At 64.0% G+C, this 15,351-nt stretch carries 11 protein-coding genes; 4 read left to right on the top strand and 7 right to left on the bottom strand.

All coding sequences use genetic code 11. The features are described 5' to 3' along the window. Positions 1-72: 72 nt before the first annotated feature. The gene (locus tag GJ700_RS16090; protein WP_154375584.1) at positions 73-3,138 is read right to left on the bottom strand and encodes a sensor histidine kinase; all 3,066 of its coding nucleotides are present in this window, start codon (positions 3,136-3,138) and stop codon (positions 73-75) included. A 131-nt stretch (positions 3,139-3,269) separates the two neighbouring features. Between GJ700_RS16090 and GJ700_RS16085 the strand changes: the two genes are divergently transcribed. Continuing rightward, positions 3,270-4,067, top strand: a complete 798-nt coding sequence (locus GJ700_RS16085) for a substrate-binding periplasmic protein (RefSeq protein ID WP_154375582.1) — start codon at positions 3,270-3,272, stop codon at positions 4,065-4,067. A gap of 1 nt (position 4,068) precedes the next feature. Here GJ700_RS16085 and GJ700_RS16080 read toward each other — a convergent pair whose 3' ends face one another. After that, on the bottom strand, positions 4,069-4,797 hold the full coding sequence (locus tag GJ700_RS16080; protein WP_154375580.1) for a hypothetical protein: 729 nt from the start codon (positions 4,795-4,797) through the stop codon (positions 4,069-4,071). Then, a complete protein-coding gene (locus GJ700_RS16075) occupies positions 4,797-5,474 on the bottom strand; it encodes a hypothetical protein (protein ID WP_154375578.1) in 678 nt (225 codons plus the stop codon). The genes GJ700_RS16080 and GJ700_RS16075 overlap by 1 nt, the downstream gene beginning before the upstream one ends. Before the next feature lie 82 nt (positions 5,475-5,556). Between GJ700_RS16075 and GJ700_RS16070 the strand changes: the two genes are divergently transcribed. The 3 genes from GJ700_RS16070 to GJ700_RS16060 all read left to right on the top strand — a co-directional run bounded on the left by GJ700_RS16070 (position 5,557) and on the right by GJ700_RS16060 (position 8,881). Continuing rightward, the gene (locus tag GJ700_RS16070) at positions 5,557-6,501 is read left to right on the top strand and encodes a LysR family transcriptional regulator (protein ID WP_154375576.1); all 945 of its coding nucleotides are present in this window, start codon (positions 5,557-5,559) and stop codon (positions 6,499-6,501) included. Between the two features lie 49 nt (positions 6,502-6,550). Further along, on the top strand, positions 6,551-7,030 hold the full coding sequence (locus tag GJ700_RS16065; protein WP_154375574.1) for a hypothetical protein: 480 nt from the start codon (positions 6,551-6,553) through the stop codon (positions 7,028-7,030). A gap of 222 nt (positions 7,031-7,252) precedes the next feature. Continuing rightward, entirely contained in the window at positions 7,253-8,881 is a 1,629-nt protein-coding gene (locus GJ700_RS16060; protein ID WP_154375572.1) for a methyl-accepting chemotaxis protein, read from the top strand. Between the two features lie 5 nt (positions 8,882-8,886). Here the strand turns inward: GJ700_RS16060 and GJ700_RS16055 are convergent, their stop codons facing one another. The 4 genes from GJ700_RS16055 to GJ700_RS16040 form a co-directional block, all read right to left on the bottom strand. Further along, positions 8,887-9,309: a DUF3597 domain-containing protein gene (locus tag GJ700_RS16055; protein ID WP_154375570.1), complete on the bottom strand. Its 423-nt coding sequence runs from the start codon at positions 9,307-9,309 to the stop codon at positions 8,887-8,889. A gap of 81 nt (positions 9,310-9,390) precedes the next feature. After that, the gene (locus tag GJ700_RS16050; protein ID WP_154375568.1) at positions 9,391-12,966 is read right to left on the bottom strand and encodes an ABC transporter permease/M1 family aminopeptidase; all 3,576 of its coding nucleotides are present in this window, start codon (positions 12,964-12,966) and stop codon (positions 9,391-9,393) included. Between the two features lie 97 nt (positions 12,967-13,063). Beyond that, positions 13,064-13,957: an ABC transporter ATP-binding protein gene (locus tag GJ700_RS16045; protein ID WP_154375566.1), complete on the bottom strand. Its 894-nt coding sequence runs from the start codon at positions 13,955-13,957 to the stop codon at positions 13,064-13,066. 163 nt (positions 13,958-14,120) lie between these two features. Next, positions 14,121-15,350 carry an ABC transporter permease gene (locus tag GJ700_RS16040; protein ID WP_154375564.1) on the bottom strand — a complete coding sequence of 410 codons (1,230 nt, stop codon included), beginning with the start codon at positions 15,348-15,350 and terminating at the stop codon, positions 14,121-14,123. Position 15,351 lies beyond the last annotated feature (1 nt).

Here is a 15,351-nt window from a genome sequence, read left to right as displayed (position 1 = left end):
AGGACCGATCGGGGGAATCGGCCCGATGGGGCAGGGCGGGCTACCTCGATCGGGGGAGCCGCAGGGAAGGCATCAATGGTCCATGCCGCACGGCGCCGTCCCCATCCGGTTGCGGCCCGGCAGCAACCGCGCCAGCCATGCGCCGCGCCGTTCCACGTAGGCCAGCTTCGCGCCCAGCGACAGGCGGATGGATGTGCCCTGGCCCTGCATGGAATCGACCGAGAATCCGGCGCCGATGGCGGTGGCCCGTTCGCGCATGCCGACCAGGCCGTAATGGCCGGGCCGCGCGTGGGTGCTGGCAACGTCAAGTGCCAGGCCGCAGCCATCGTCCTGGACGCGCAGGGTAAAGCAATCGCGCCCGTATTCCAGCGCCAGTTCGACGCGGCCGGCCTGCGCATGGCGCGCCGCGTTGAACAGCGCTTCGCGCGCGATCGCGTGCACTTCGCCGTGCACGTGCGGCAGCAGTGCGCGCGGGTTGCCCTGGACGCTGGTGTGCAGCCGCTCGTGCAGCAGCACGCCGCCATATTCGGCCAGCGCGGCGGACAGGTCGCCCGGCGCATCGCCGCTGCGTAACTCCATGATGTAGTCGCGCCCCTCGATCATCAACTGGTCCGCCAGTTCCAGCGTCTGTTCGATTTTCTTGCGTTCCTGCGCATCGCAGGGCAGCGCCTGCGCCTGGCGGTCGAAGAACATGATCAGGCTTTGCACGCTTTGCAGCAGCGTGTCGTGCAAGCCGCGCGCGATGCGGGCCCGTTCGCGCAGGCGCACCTGCAGGCGGTCGTGCATGCGGGCCGTCAGATGGCGCACGCGCAGCACGTACAGGCCTCCCAGCGCCAGTGCGCCCAGCGCGGCCAGCAGTGCAATGAACCACGGCGTTTGCGTGAACATGGGCGGGATCGTGATGCGGATGGCGGCGCCGTTGCTGTTCCACACGCCATCTTCATTGGCGGCAGTCACGTGGAAGCGGTAGCTGCCCGGCGGCAGGTTGGTATAGAACGCGGCGCGCCGCTCGCCCGCATCCTGCCAGTGGTGGTCGATGCCTTCCAGCCGGTAGCGGAAGCGTACCCGTTCCGGCATGCCCAGGCTGAGCGCCGTAAATGCCAGCTGCAAATCGCTGCTGCCTTCGGGGAGCACCACTTCCTGCAAGGGCTGGTAAGCGCGGCCGTCCGATTGCACGGTGCGGATTTGCACCGGCGGTGCGCTGCGGTTGCGGGGAATGGCTGCAGGATCGAGCGTCGCGATATCGCTGGCGGTGGCGAACCACAGCCGTCCGCTGCGGTCCTGCGCCAGCGATGGCAGTGGCCGCACCTGTTCGGCGCCGCCCAGCAAGCCATCGAGGCCGTCGAAGCGCTCGAACGGGACGGGCCATGCCGGGTCGCGCAACACGCGCGCGACGTCGGCTGCGGCGATGCGGATGGCGCCATCGGCGCCGTGCAGCCACAATTCGCCATTGGCCGTGCGCACGATGCCGGACACGCCGCGGAACGGTTTGCCGCCCCGACCGACAACGTGAAATACCTTGTCGCCTTCGAACAGCGCCAGCCCGAATTCGCCGCCGGCCCAGACGCGCGGGCCATCCACGCGCAGCGCCAGCACGTTGCCCACTTCCAGTCCATCGGCATCGCCAAACACGCGCACCTGGTCGTGCCGGTCGATGCGGGCAATGCGGTTGCGCAGGTAGCCAGCCCATACATTGCCGCCGCCATCGATGGCCAACGTCATGGCCAGCATGCCCGGCTGCGATGGCAGCGCATCGAGTCCGCCGTTGCGGCGCCATATGCCGTCTTCAAGCCGGTACAAGCCGTCGCGCGCCACGGAGACCCACAGGCGGCCGCGCGCATCGGGCGCCAGCGCCTGCGTCAGCCCGCCGAGCGCCGGATGGGGCAGCGCCATGCGCCATGCCACGCGGCCATCCTCCATGCGCCATACGCTGGCATGGTCGCCCAGCCACAGGTCGCCATCGGCGGCGCCGTGGCTGGCGGAAAAGCCCCGATCGAGCACCTTGCGCAGCAAGCCTTGCGGGCTGGCGGTGTGCGCTTGCGGCAGCGACATGTCGCCGATCAGCATGTCGCCGCCGGGCAGCGGCGCCATGGCGGGGTGGTCGAATGGCGCCGCGACGGGCAGGGTGTGGATGCGGTTGCGGCGCAGGCGGTCCATCCCCGTGCTGGTACCGATCCAGACATTGCCTTCGCGGTCTTGGAAAAACGATTGCGGCAGCGGGCCGCTGATGCCGTTTTCCGTGGTCAGTTGCTGTCCCGGCCCGGGTGCGGCGCGCCAGTCGCCGCGCCGCCGTTCCAGTCCATGCGACTTGAGCAGCCACATCGTGCCGTCGCGGTCGAACAGCATGCCGTTACCGTCCAGTTCGGGCCTGGCTAAGGCCTTGCTTGATGGCGCCGCCGCCAGCACGCGGTAGTAATGGCTGACGCCGTCGCCTGCCCATAGCGTGCCGTCGGGGCCTTCCGCCATCCCCATCAAATCCAGCAGCGGCCACGAGCGGGTAAACCGTTGCTGGCCCGGGTCGCGGTAATAGATGCCGTCGTGGACCGATACCCAGAGCCGGCCCGATTTGCTGAACAGCACCTGGCGCGCCACACCTTGCGGCAAGCCGCTGTCCGGCCCCAACTGGGCAAAGCGCGCGGCCCCCTTGTGCAGCACGGCCAGGCCGCCGCCGGTTGCGGCCCAGACGGAACCGTCCGGCCCTTCCGTGATGCTCATGATGATCCCCGCCGGCAACCCTTCCGCTTCGCCGAAATTGCGCACCGTGCCGTTGGTGAACAGGCTGATGCCGCCAAAGCGGTAGCCGACGAAAAAGCGGCCGTCGGATGCGGCCAGCAAGCCCAGGACATTGCTCGACAACAGGTGGTGGCCCTGCACGCTGTCCATGCGTTCGAACGCCATCCCGTCGAAGCGGAACAGCCCGGCCGGCGTGGCCATCCACAGCCAGCCATCGCTGGTCTGCGCGAATTTCAGGACGTCGCGGGGCGCGGCTTGCAAGCCGTTCCAGCGGGTGTGTGCATAGTCGGCCAGCAGGCGGCTGGATTGGGGCGGGACCACGGCAGCGCGGGCGGGCGGCGCAAAGGAGAGCAGCAACGCCAGCAAGGCGCCTGCCAGGCGCGTTTGAATGTGAGAGGCAGTCAACAGGTTCGGGGTTGAGTCGGCGTAACCAGCAGTTTAACGAATTTCACAATTTCTTGCGGTGCAACATAATTTACCGTCGTTGACCGTCCGCCATCATTCAGCTACTGTGAAGCAATATTGGGGAGGCCGTCTTGCTCAAGCAAATCGTCGCTTGCTGTGTTCTTGCGCTGACCGCCACGGCGCCGCTGGCCGCCCAGCCGGAGTGCGGCACGCTGGGGCTGGCCTTTTACGAACTGGGCGCGCTGTATTACCAGAAGCCGGACGGGAGCTGGGCCGGCATCGACAAGGACGTCGTCGACGAGCTGGCGAAGCGCACCGGCTGCCAGTTCCAGACCACACTGGAATCGCGGGTACGGATCTGGACCCAATTGTCGACCGGTAAGCTCGACATGTCCGTGTCCGGCATCCCGACGCCGGAGCGGGAAAAGTTCGCCCGCTTCATCCCGTATTTCACCACCCGCAATTACGTCTTGCAGCTGAACAGCTTGCCGGCGTCCGCCGGCACGCCGGACGGCTTTTTAGCCATACCGGATTACAAGGTCGCCGTCGTCAAGAGTTTCAAGCATGGGACGGATTACGACGCGTGGCTGGACAAGCTGCGCGCGCAGGGGCGCGTATTCGATGCGCCGGATTTCCGCTCCGTGGTGCGCTTGCTGAAGATCGGCCGCGTGCAAGCCGTGCTGGCGCTGCCCACCAGCTGGGTGCCCGTGCTGGAACAGGAAGGCATGACGGCGGAAGTGCGGGTGCTGGACTGGTCGCCCAAGGATAGCGTGGTGCATGGCCTGATCCTGTCGCGGGAACGCGTGCCGCCAGCCACGGCGGATCGCCTTGCCAAAGCCATCCAGGATATGCGCGACGATGGCACCCTGCTGGCCATTTTCAAGCGTCATGTGGGGGCGGAGATGGCGGCGGCGCTGCTGAATTATTAAATTAGTCGACCGTGATATCCAGCACGCGCCACGTCAGCTCGGGGGCAAACGGCAACAGCTTGGCCATGCCAACGGCCCACTGGCTGATATGTTCGCGGTCCATGCCGTCGGCCTGCGGCACTTCGGTGCCTTCCAGCCATGGCAGGTTCGAGGCCATCACGCGCCAGTGCTGGCCTTTCTTCAGCACCGTGAATTCGCTCCACGGCGACGACAGCGGGGCGCCCTGGTCGTAATGGTCGTCGGGGCGGCCGCAAGCCCAGGCCATCCACAAATCACCGGCGATCAGGTAGGCAATCGCGCCCGCATGGGGGTCTTCCAGCCGTACGCCCACCATCGGGCCGGAAGCGACTCTTTCCCAGTCTTCTTCATAGCTGCCGTCGTCGGCGGTTTCATGCAGCGCATCGTCGCTGTCGAAACGCATCCAGCCCGCGTCGGTGGCGTCGCTGATCCATGGAAAGGCGATTTCGGGCTGCCATTCGCAATGGTTGCCGTCCACCACCGTGGTGCCGGCAAAGCCGGTCTGGGCGCCGAAACGGGCCAGTTGCTGCGGCAGGTATTTGACGATGTGGGTGCGGCTGGCGGGGTCGGGGCGGTCGATGGGTATACGCAAGTCGATATGGAAGCGGGCAGCCTGAAACCACCACACTTGCGTGGTGGTGTCGGTGTTGCCGTTGCTGCGCCGGATGCCGGTCCGGCGCCACAACCCCTGGTAAATCGACGGAACGGTCATCAGCGTAAGTCGTCCGTATAGTAATAAACCGTACCGCGAATGGCGGACGGAAGCGCATGGAGCGCCGCCGCCAGCGCGTTCGCATCCGGTTCCGATACGCCGTTTTTGGCGATCGACACCGGCAATGGGGAAGCGCGTGCAGCCGCGTGGTACGAAACAATATGATCGAAATCAGGACGGCTGTCGATCTCCTTGATGAGGTAGCGCCGCGTACCGTTGCCAACTTGCACATAACGGGCCACGGCGCTGGTTTTCACCTGGGGCGACAGCTTTCGGAACAACCATACCTTATCGATGATAACGATGGCGCTCCGGTACTCGGTCTTGCCGCCCTGTTCGAAATGGCCCCGCACCAGGTCGGCCTGGAAGCGTTGCAACGGCGCCGGTGCACCCGGCTGCAGCCGGTCCAGTTCGAATTTCTCCGGCGCCACCGTCCACAGCGCGGTGTGGCCATCCAGCCGTTTCTTGACGGCGGCATCGAGCGCGGGATCGGCCAGGCGCACTTGCAGCACCACCTGGTAATCGTGCGGGGCGTGGAACATAGGCAGGTGGGAGGCGTACAAGCCATTCTTGCCGCCGAACAGGGCCATACCGTGTTCGCCGTACGTGGGGCCTGGAGCGGCGGCCTGCGCCGGCGCGGCGGCCAGCAGGGTAAGGGAGATCAGCAGTGTTTTCATCGGGGAATGGTATGCTGGGGATAATGTCTCGTAAAGCAACTTAAATTCACTTTTTATGTCCAATTTGGAAATTATCTGACATATGAACCTCACTGACTTGCGCATCTTCGTCAGCGCCGCCCGCCAGCCCACCTTGGCGGACGTGGCGCAGGAGACGCACCTGACGCCGTCCGCCGTGTCGAAAGCCTTGCGCCGCCTGGAAGACAGTTTAGGCAAGCCGCTGTTCGACCGCAGCGCGCGGCAACTGGTGCTCAACGCCAGCGGTGCGCTGTTGCTGCCCCGTGCGCAGGCGCTGCTGGCGCTGGCGGAGCAGGCCAAAGCGGATGTGCAGGGGGAAGACGCGGTCATTGATTGCCGCATTGCCGGACCTGCAATCTTGCTGTGGCGTTATGGCGAAGTGGTGGCGGGCGCATTGCGGCTCTATCCGGACGCCAGCCTGCGCATGTTGGCCATGTTCGAAGACAATGCGTTGGCCGCGCTGGCGCGCGGGGACGCACAGGCGGCCATCGTGACGGGGGAAGTGCTCGATGGCAAAGGCGCGCATTGGTCGGCGGCGTGGGAAACCGTGCCGCTCGGCGTGCTGGCGCAGTACCTGGTGGCCGGGCGCACGCATCCGCTGGCGGCGGCGCTGGCGCCATCCGCGCCTGCAGTCGAAAGCGCCGCGGCCCCGGCGCTGCAGGCCACGGCGGCGCAGGTGCTGGAGCACGAATTCGCCTGCCCATCGCATTCGCTGTTTTGCGGCGAGCGGCGCGGGCCCCGCTCGGATGGCTGGCGCGACGACCAGTTGCCGCGCAAGATACGCTACTGGACTGACGACCTGCAATTGCTGCTGGCGTTCGTGAAGTCCGGCGCGGCCCTGGCGTATTTGCCGGATTTTGCGCTGGACGATCCGGCGCTGGTGCGGATCGACGTGCCGGATGCGGCGTTCACCTGCCACGAGCAGGTGGCACTGGTGTATGACGTCGGGCGGGCGCCAGCCTGGCTGCTGCAACTGGCCAGCCAGTGCGGAGCAAGCCCGCACGCTTGACTGCCGGGCTTACCCTACTATATTGAAATCATAGTAAGGGACGCTTGCCATGATTTCGCCGCTCAATCCGCTACCCGGTTACACCGTCTACCAGCCCCCGGCGGTGGAAGAAACGGGAAACGACAATGCGCTGCTGCCGACCGTCGCGGTCAGCCTGTCGGAAAATGCCAGCGTGGTCGCCACGCTGGGCGGTGCGAAGTCGTCGACGCAGGTGTACACGGCTGCCGGCTTGCTGAGCGCTTTCCAGCAGGCAGGAACGTTGCCCGGCGCCCCGCAAATCCCGGACGCGGGGTCGTATCAGCCTGGCGACGCACAGCAGTGGCAAAACCAGTTGATCGCCGCCACGCTGGCGCAGCCGCCGCAAACGTCCGGCGCGTATACCGGGGCGCCATTGTTGCCGACTTTAAATGGCGCGCCGGCCGCCGCATCGTGGGCCAATACATTGAAAGCGCGGCCCGGTTTGGCCAGCACGGCCGTGGCCAATGCGTATAACCAGTCCATCGTCAGTTCCTTCAGCACCTACGCGTAACGTCAACATTGCCGTCGCTGCAATGCTTCGGCGGCTACGTATTTTCCACGAAGAATTTTTTATCGGATTTGGCTAGACTGCCACCACTCCAGAAATTCCGGCAATTCCAGTAATCCGTGCCACAGCGATATCCGGCACGACGCATGCCACCGCAATTCCCTTGAACGCACAGCGCCATGTCCAGGCGTTGCCGCCGCGTTTTGCTTGAAGAAAGATAAAAAAATGAAAAACCTGAATATCGGCGTCCGCCTGGGCGGCGGCTTTGGTCTCGTCTTGCTGCTGGCGTTGCTGATGCTGGGAACGGGCTTGCGCCACATGCAAACCGTGGCGGAAGCCACGCACGACATGATGCAGCAGCCGCTGGCCAAGGAACGCATGATCGGCGACTGGTATCGTTTGATCCACACCAGCGTGCGCCGCACGACGGCGATTTCGAAAAGCACGGACCCGTCGCTGGGACCGTTCTTTGCCGCGGAAGCGGCCGCCTCGACCAGCCAGGTCAATGAATTGCAAAAGAAAGTCGAGCCCCTGCTGGAAGACGCGCAGGAAAAAGCGCTGTTCGAGCGCATGAAAGAAGCGCGCAAGCGCTACATCGCGGGCCGCGACGGTATCGTCGCCCTGAAGAAGGAAGGCAAGCTGGCCGAGGCCGAGACGCTGCTGGAACAGCAATTCATGCCGGATTCCAAGGCGTACCTGGACGCGCTGTCCGGTTTGCTGGAATTGCAGCGCAAGCGCATCGATGATAACGCGGAGCAGATCCACCAGGCGTACCAGCGCGACCGCTTGTTCATGCTGGGCTTTGGCGCCGTGGTGCTGGCGCTGGGCGCGCTGTGCGCGTGGCGGCTGACGGTCGGCATTACACGGCCCTTGCAGCGCGCCGTCGACGTGGCGTGCGCCGTCGCGTCCAACGATTTGCGCAGCGAGATCGTGATCGACCGCCGCGACGAAACGGGCCGCCTGCTGCAGGCGCTGAAGACCATGAACCAGGGCCTGGCCAGGGTGGTGGCGGACGTGCGCGCGGGGACCGAACAGGTGGCGACGGCGGCGGGACAGATCGCGGCGGGCAACGCCGACTTGTCGTGCCGCACGGAGCGGCAGGCTGGCAACCTGGAAGAAACCGCATCCGCGATGGAACAGTTGACGGCCACCGTGCGCAACAACGCGGGCCATGCGCAGCAAGCCAATGCACTGGCGCTGGCGGCGTCCGGCGTGGCGCAGCGGGGCGGCGCCGTGGTGGAACAGGTGGTCGCCACCATGGAACAAATCAATGCGTCGGCGCGCAAGATCGGCGATATCACGGGCGTGATCGACAGTATCGCGTTCCAGACCAATATCCTGGCGCTCAATGCAGCGGTGGAAGCGGCGCGCGCCGGCGAACAGGGACGGGGCTTTGCCGTCGTGGCCAATGAAGTGCGGACGCTGGCGCAGCGCTGCGCGCAGGCGGCCCATGAAATCAAGGGGCTGATCGACGAATCGGTCAGCAAGGTCGATGCGGGCGGCCGCCTGGTGGAAGAGGCGGGCATGACGATGGGCGACGTGGTCGACAGCATCGGCCGCGTCACCGCCATCATGGCCGACATCACGACCGCCAGCCGCGAACAAAGCGCGGGTATCGAACTGGTCAATGAAGCCGTGGTGCAGATGGACCAGGCCACGCAGCAAAATGCGGCGCTGGTGGAAGAATCGGCCGGTGCGGCCGACGCGTTACGCGAGCAGGCTGAAGCGCTGGCGCAGGCGATGAGTATTTTCCGGCTGGCAGACTGTCCTGATCGGCCTGCAGTGCGGCTGGTCGCGTCAGCGGATGCGGCCGGCATCCACGGCCAACGCAGCACGCAGCGCCTGGCCGCATAGCGGTCCTACGTCAGCAGGTCGGCGGGGACTTTGCCGCCGTTCGCGGCCAGCTTTTGCATCACCTGCTTGTGCAGCCACATGTTCATGGAGGCTGAGTCCGCGGTATCGCCGCTGTAGTGCAGTTCACGCGCCAGTTCCTTGCGCGCATCCAGGCTGCTGTCGAGATGCAGTAATTTCAGCAGATCCACAATCGACGTGCGCCAGTTGAGCGGCTGGCCTGCCTGCGCCAGCATGTTGTCGAGCATGGCTGTCACGTCGACAGGTTCAATAGTTGCACTGACAGGCGGTGTCGCCACGGCCGCACCGGCGCCCGCCTGAGGCACATCGGCCTTGGGGGCGGCTGTGGCCGTGCCGGCGGGATCCGCCTGCTTGACGGCAGGATGCGACGCTGGAAATAGCTTATGAAAAATATTGCTCAGTATGCCCATGGCCAGACCTTTTTAAGTGGAGTGCGGTGAAGGCTGCCAGTGTCAGGCAGCTTTCCCCCGTGGTCTGTACGCGGTCACACGTTATTGATCGGTCTCCACCGCAATCATGTTGTCGTCCGGCTTGCGGTCGATCAGCTTGTTATCCGGATCGATCCCCGCCTTGCCCGGACGGCCCGACACGATCACCGTATACGTCGATTCTTTCTTGTTGATGAGCTTGCGCTCGCGCAGCAGGCTGTTGCCGTCCTTGTCGTCCACGCCGATATCGATCAGGTCGGCGATCGGCACTTCTTTTTCCGCGCCCAGTTCATCGGCGCGCAACTTGCTGGCGTGGACCTTGATCGTGACTTCGTACTTGCCGCCCGGCAGTTTGCGCATGGTGGCGCTCAGTGCCCGGTTATCGTGCAGCACGATGGCATTGAACAAGTCGTCGATCAGGTAAGCCTGGTCCGGCGGCGTGATCTTGCGCAAGCCTTCCACCAGCACCGTCACGCTCGGGTAGGGGGCGGTCTGGAATGCATAGCGTTGCAGCAAGCCGCGCAACACTTCATTGACCTTGTCTTCGCCGATGATGTCCTGCAGCTGGTACATCGCCAGGCTGCCCTTGCGGTAGTGGATGTAATCCTGGTTTTCATTGTCGGCCAGCGGCAATTCCTTGCTGTTTTCCAGCGCACGGCCCAACAGGTAGCGGTCCAGGTCATAGCGCAGGAAGCGGCGCATGCGGTCCGCGCCGAACTGCTTTTTCATCACCATCAGCGCGGAATATTCGGACAGGGTTTCCGACAGCACGGTGGCGCCCCGCGTATTGCCCCCCACCAGCTGATGGGCCCACCACTGGTGCGCCACTTCGTGCGCCGTCACGTAGAACGGGAAATCCACGTCTTTCGGATTGCGGTCGTCGACCTTGGCAATGAAGCCCATGGCTTCCGAATACGGGATCGTGTTCGGATACGACTGCGCGTACACGGCATAGCGGGGGAATTCCACGATGCGCAGGATGCGGTGCTGGTACGGGCTGAAATTCTTCGTGTAATACTCGAGCGAGGCCTTGACGCCCTTGTTGAAGCGGTCGAGGTTGAATTCATGGCCCGGGTGGTAATAGATTTCAATGCCGGCATCCTGCCACCAGTCATGCTTGACCGCATAGCGGGCAGACTGGAACGCATAGAAGTTCAGGATGGGCTTGTCCATCTTGTAATGGAAATAGCGGCGGCCCTTGGCCTTCCATTCTTTTTCCAGGATGCCCGGCGCCACGGCGGTCTGGTCCGGCGACGTGCTGATGACGGCGTCGAACGTGACCCAGTCCGCATCCGAGCCGATGTAATTGTTGGCCAGGCCTTTCGGATCGTCACGCGGCAGCGCGCGTTCCTGCACGGGCAAGCCATGCTTCCTGCGGTCGCGCGGATCGCGCAGTTCGACGGCGCGCTGGTAGCCGATGTGCGGCAGCAGGCTGTTGTTGAAGAACGTGCCGTTGCCGATCACGGGCAAATCCTGACCCAGGCCGAACAAGCCCTTGGGCGCATACACCAGTTCGAATTCCAGCGGCAATTTCGCGCCGGGCGCCAGCGGCGTCGACAGCGCATAGGTGGACCAGCCCAGTTCACGGTCGGCGCGCACCAGTTTGGCCACCTGGCCGAAGCGCAGCGGCTGCATGTCGGCGCGCGTGTCCTGGGTGACGTGGATTTCCGTCAGCGGCTGGGCGCTCTTGTTTTCCAGCGTGTAGTGGCCCTTGACGCGCAGCGTGCGCTGTTCCGGTTCGATTGACACGCCCAGGCGCACGTCCGTGATGCGGGGCTGCGCCACGTCGGCCAGCGCCTTGTATTTGCGCTCGTAATCGGCGCGGTCCGCATCCTGGCGATAGGGCGACTTGTAATCGCCGGCCACCTGCAAGTCGTAGAACAGCACGCTGCCGGCGCCCGCAAAGATCAGGGCCGCCAGCGCAAACGACGCCAGCACGGGCAGGGTCAGGCCATGGCGCGCCAGTTGCACGCGCTGGCGCCATTCCACGTTGCTGCCTCGGGCCCAGAACAGCACCGACAGCACCACCAGCGCCAGCGCCGCGCCGCCCCAGTACAGCAGGAACCAACGTTCGCGCTGCAGGAAGTGGCCATAGCCGTTCATGTCCGAATACACGAATTCCGGTGACATGCCATAGATGATCATCGGATGGTCGAGGCCCAGCGCGGCGGCCGTGATGGTCGCCGCGTAATACAGGATCATCGCGAAGTACGCCAGGTACTTGTGGTTGATCAGTACTTGCAGTGCGATGGCCAGCACCGCCACCAGCGCGTATTGCGGCCACTGCACGAGGAACAGGTTGTGCAGGTACAGGCCGGGCTGAAGCTCAAAGTAGCCTTTGAACAACTGGATCGTCATGCCGCACACCATGACCACCACCAGCAGCACGCCCTGCAGGCCGATCAGGCCGAACAGCCGCGACAGCAGCGGCAGCCAGTTCGGCACCGGCATCGCATCGAACATCTGCGCCGTGCGGTTTTCCCGTTCGCGCCATACCAGCTCGCCGGCATAGAAGGTGGTGATGACCAGCATGAACAGCGTGAACATTTTCGTGATCTGTTCCAGCACCAGGTACGTGACGGGATACGTCTTGACGCCCATCGTGTGCGGATCGAGCGCGGTGGCGAACATCAACAGCACGCCGGCCAGCACGATGACGGCGAAATACACGTTCTTGACGGTTTCGCGCAAGTTGAGCCAGCTATTGCGGAGTAACAGCAAGCCCAGGCTGCGGGCCTGGAAATCCGGCGTTTCACGGGTGTCGGTGGCCGTGGCGGACAGGCGTTGCGGTTCGTCGCTATCACTGCGGGCGGCGTTGCGGCCGCTGTCGATGGTGGCGACGAAGTGGAAGCGCCAGTAGCCCAGCAGCAGGGTCACCAGGGCAAACGAGGCCCAGATCAGGCGGTTCACCAGGTACACGCCTTCCGGCAAGACCAGGCGCGCGTTGCGCTCGGCGATCGGCCAGTATTCGGTCAGCCGGATCACGGCCGTGGTGCCGAACGGGTCGATCAGCGCGGCCAGGGTTTTATAGTCGAGGTCACGCGCCAGTCCCGGCGCCACCAGGTAGCCGATCAGCATGACGACGCTGCTGATATAGACGGGCAGCATGCGGCGCGTCAGCGCGGCCACCACGAAGAACACGGCGCCGAAGATGAAGATGTTGGGCAGCAGTGTGAAGAAATACGGGATCAGCCAGGCAACCAGCGGCGTGGGGCCCAGCCGCTCCGGATCGATACCGGGAAGGAAACCGCCCAGCCATGTGCCCAGCAAGATACTGGAAAACACCACGGCCAGTACGAACGATGCGCCGAAGAAGCGGCCGAACATGTACTGGTACTTGCGGATCGGCGCGCTGAAGAAAAAGTGGTGCATGTCATATTCGAAATCCTGCTGCACCGAGCGGCCCACCATGGCCGCAACCACGATCACGCCCAGGCAGCCGAGGAAGCTGGTGGTCAGCATGATGGAACGGGGCGCATTGATGGCGACCCGGCCGCCGAACGAGACGATGGCTTCCTTGAAAACGCCGCCGGCGGCCGCCATCCACAGCATGGCCAGCAGCATGAACATGCCGAAATACACCCACGTGGACAGCAGTTTCAGGCGCTGCTTGGCTTCAAAATAGGCAATTGCAAACATAAATATGGCCTCAAGGGCAACCGGAAGCCACCTGGCGGTGGCCGATGAGCGCGGCAGACGTGAACTTTGCAATAGCAAACATCGGGGAGGGCTCCACTTATTCGCAGCGGTCGGCTGCCTGGTGGCGGCCGGTGATGGTAGCGAAATACAAGTCTTCCAGGTCGCCGATGGCTTCCTCGAACCCATCGCCCGGATCGTCGTCGCTGTACACGTGGATCAAGGTGCGGCCGGACAGCAGGCGGGTGGAAATCACTGCGTGGCGGGTCTGGAATTGCTGCAAGTCGCGCTTGTCGATGAAGCGCGCCCAGATCTTGCAGCTGACGTCGTCGATCAATTGCTGGGTGGCGCCGGCCACCAGCAAGTGGCCCTTGTTGATGATGGCCATGTTGGCGCACAGGTCGGCCACGTCGCTGACGATGTGGGTCGACAGGATCACCGTGCGGTCGTCGCCGATATCGGACAGCAGGTTATGGAAACGCACCCGTTCCTGCGGGTCCAGGCCGGCCGTCGGTTCATCGACGATGATCAGTTTCGGGTCGCCCAGCAGCGCCTGGGCAATGCCGAAGCGCTGGCGCATGCCGCCGGAAAAGGTGCCCAGTTTCTGGTGGCGGACTTCGAACAGGTTGGTTTGCTGCAGCAGGCCGTCGACCACTTCGCGGCGGCGGCCCCGGTGCGACAAGCCTTTCAGGATGGCAAAGTGGTCCAGCATTTCATAGGCGGACACTTTCGGGTAGACGCCGAAGTCTTGCGGCAGGTAACCCAGCAGGCGGCGGATCTCGTCTTTTTCGTCCAGCACGTCGAGGTCGCCGAAAAACACGGAACCCGCATCGCATTCCTGCAACGTCGCCAGGGTCCGCATCAGGGTCGACTTGCCGGCCCCGTTGGGGCCCAGCAAGCCGAACATCCCGGCGGGGATCGTGAGCGAAATATTGTCCAAAGCCACGACACCGTTGCTATAGGTTTTGGACAAATTGCGGATGCGTAATTCCATGCTGACTCCTATGTGCCCCTGCTGCAACGCAGCACTGACTACCACTATTCAATGCTCGCATTGTATTGAATTTGCGACACAGCGGTTGCTTCATTGCGACAGTCGGCGGAATCCGACAGCCAGAACGCGGAATCGTGGGAGGGGCGGTAGGGGAATTCCGAGGTTAATTTCGGAAAAGGACTTGCTCCCGGTTGAACCACCAGCGGCACAGGGCCAGCAGGGCGCCCGCGCTGATGGTGGTGGACGCCAGGATGACGGCAAACATGCGGTAATCCATCGTGCCTTTGACCAATTCCTTCATGGCCAGTGAGACATTGGTCAGCGGCACCATGGCCCACATCCAGTTCAACTCCACGCCGGGCAACAGCGCCACCATGGTCGGCAGCAAGGACAGCAGCATCAGCGGTGAAATCAGCCCGGCTGCTTCCTTGTAGCTTTTGGCATAAATCGACAGCGACAGCAAGATCGCGGCAAACATGGCGGCGGTGGGCGCCAGCATCAGCGCCACCATGGCCAGGTCGCCCGCGCCGATCGACTGCATCATGGCCGCCATGTCGGCCAGGCCGGTCTGGCCAGTTGGATCGGGATGGCCCGGCGGCGTGGACCCGGCAATGAACAGCAGCGCGCTCATGCTGCCCACCATCAGCAGCGACGACACCAGGCCGACGGTAAACAGCACGAAGAACTTGGCCAGCACGATGGAACTGCGGGGCACGGGCGCCAGCAGCAGGGTTTCCAGCGTGCCCCGTTCCTTTTCCCCCGCGCCCAGGTCGATGGCGGGGTACATGGCCGCCATCAGGCACCCCATCAGCAGCAGATAGGGCAGCATGCCGCCCACCAGCGCGCCCATTTGTTCGCGCTTGCCGGCCGTCGAATGCTCGTCGAGACGGATCGGGTGCAGGGCGAAACGCAGTTGTTGCTGGTTCAGGTTCAGCGCGGACAGTGCGCTTTCCCGCAGCTCCGCGTTTTGCGCTTCCACCACGGCTTGCACGCGCTTGCGGATCAAGTCCACCATGACTGCGCTGTTGTAGTGCAGCGCGACTTCGGCCTGGCGGCGGTCGTCCAGCCGGTCCTGATAGCCGGGCGGAATCACCAGCGCAAACTTGATGATGTCCTGGTCGATGGCCTGGCGGATTTCCGCCTCGCTGCCGAGGCGGACTTCGCGGAAGCCTTTTTCACGGGCGAAGCGCTGCGCCAGTTCCGGCGCATATTCCTGGCCAAACACGGCGTACGGCAGTTGCGCGCGGCGCGCCTTGTCGAACATCGACGAGGAAAAATAGCCGAAGGCGGCAAAAATCAGCGGCATGGCGAAGATGGGGATCAGCACGGTGAAGACAAAGGTCTTGCGGTCGCGCGCCAGTTCCAGGATTTCTTTCAGGTAGATCGTCCACATG

The organism is Pseudoduganella rivuli (genome assembly GCF_009674485.1).
GTDB classification, from domain to species: domain Bacteria; phylum Pseudomonadota; class Gammaproteobacteria; order Burkholderiales; family Burkholderiaceae_D; genus Rugamonas; species Rugamonas rivuli_B.
This window is presented reverse-complemented; position numbering and strand designations above follow the sequence as displayed.

Coding starts and splice junctions, on each gene's coding strand:
- GJ700_RS16080 (WP_154375580.1), bottom strand. CDS start 4,797: ATGACCGTTCCGTCGATTTACCAGGGGTTGTGGCGCCGGACCGGCATC.
- GJ700_RS16040 (WP_154375564.1), bottom strand. CDS start 15,350: ATGTGGACGATCTACCTGAAAGAAATCCTGGAACTGGCGCGCGACCGC.
- GJ700_RS16075 (WP_154375578.1), bottom strand. CDS start 5,474: ATGAAAACACTGCTGATCTCCCTTACCCTGCTGGCCGCCGCGCCGGCG.
- GJ700_RS16045 (WP_154375566.1), bottom strand. CDS start 13,957: ATGGAATTACGCATCCGCAATTTGTCCAAAACCTATAGCAACGGTGTC.
- GJ700_RS16070 (WP_154375576.1), top strand. CDS start 5,557: ATGAACCTCACTGACTTGCGCATCTTCGTCAGCGCCGCCCGCCAGCCC.
- GJ700_RS16055 (WP_154375570.1), bottom strand. CDS start 9,309: ATGGGCATACTGAGCAATATTTTTCATAAGCTATTTCCAGCGTCGCAT.
- GJ700_RS16050 (WP_154375568.1), bottom strand. CDS start 12,966: ATGTTTGCAATTGCCTATTTTGAAGCCAAGCAGCGCCTGAAACTGCTG.
- GJ700_RS16060 (WP_154375572.1), top strand. CDS start 7,253: ATGAAAAACCTGAATATCGGCGTCCGCCTGGGCGGCGGCTTTGGTCTC.
- GJ700_RS16065 (WP_154375574.1), top strand. CDS start 6,551: ATGATTTCGCCGCTCAATCCGCTACCCGGTTACACCGTCTACCAGCCC.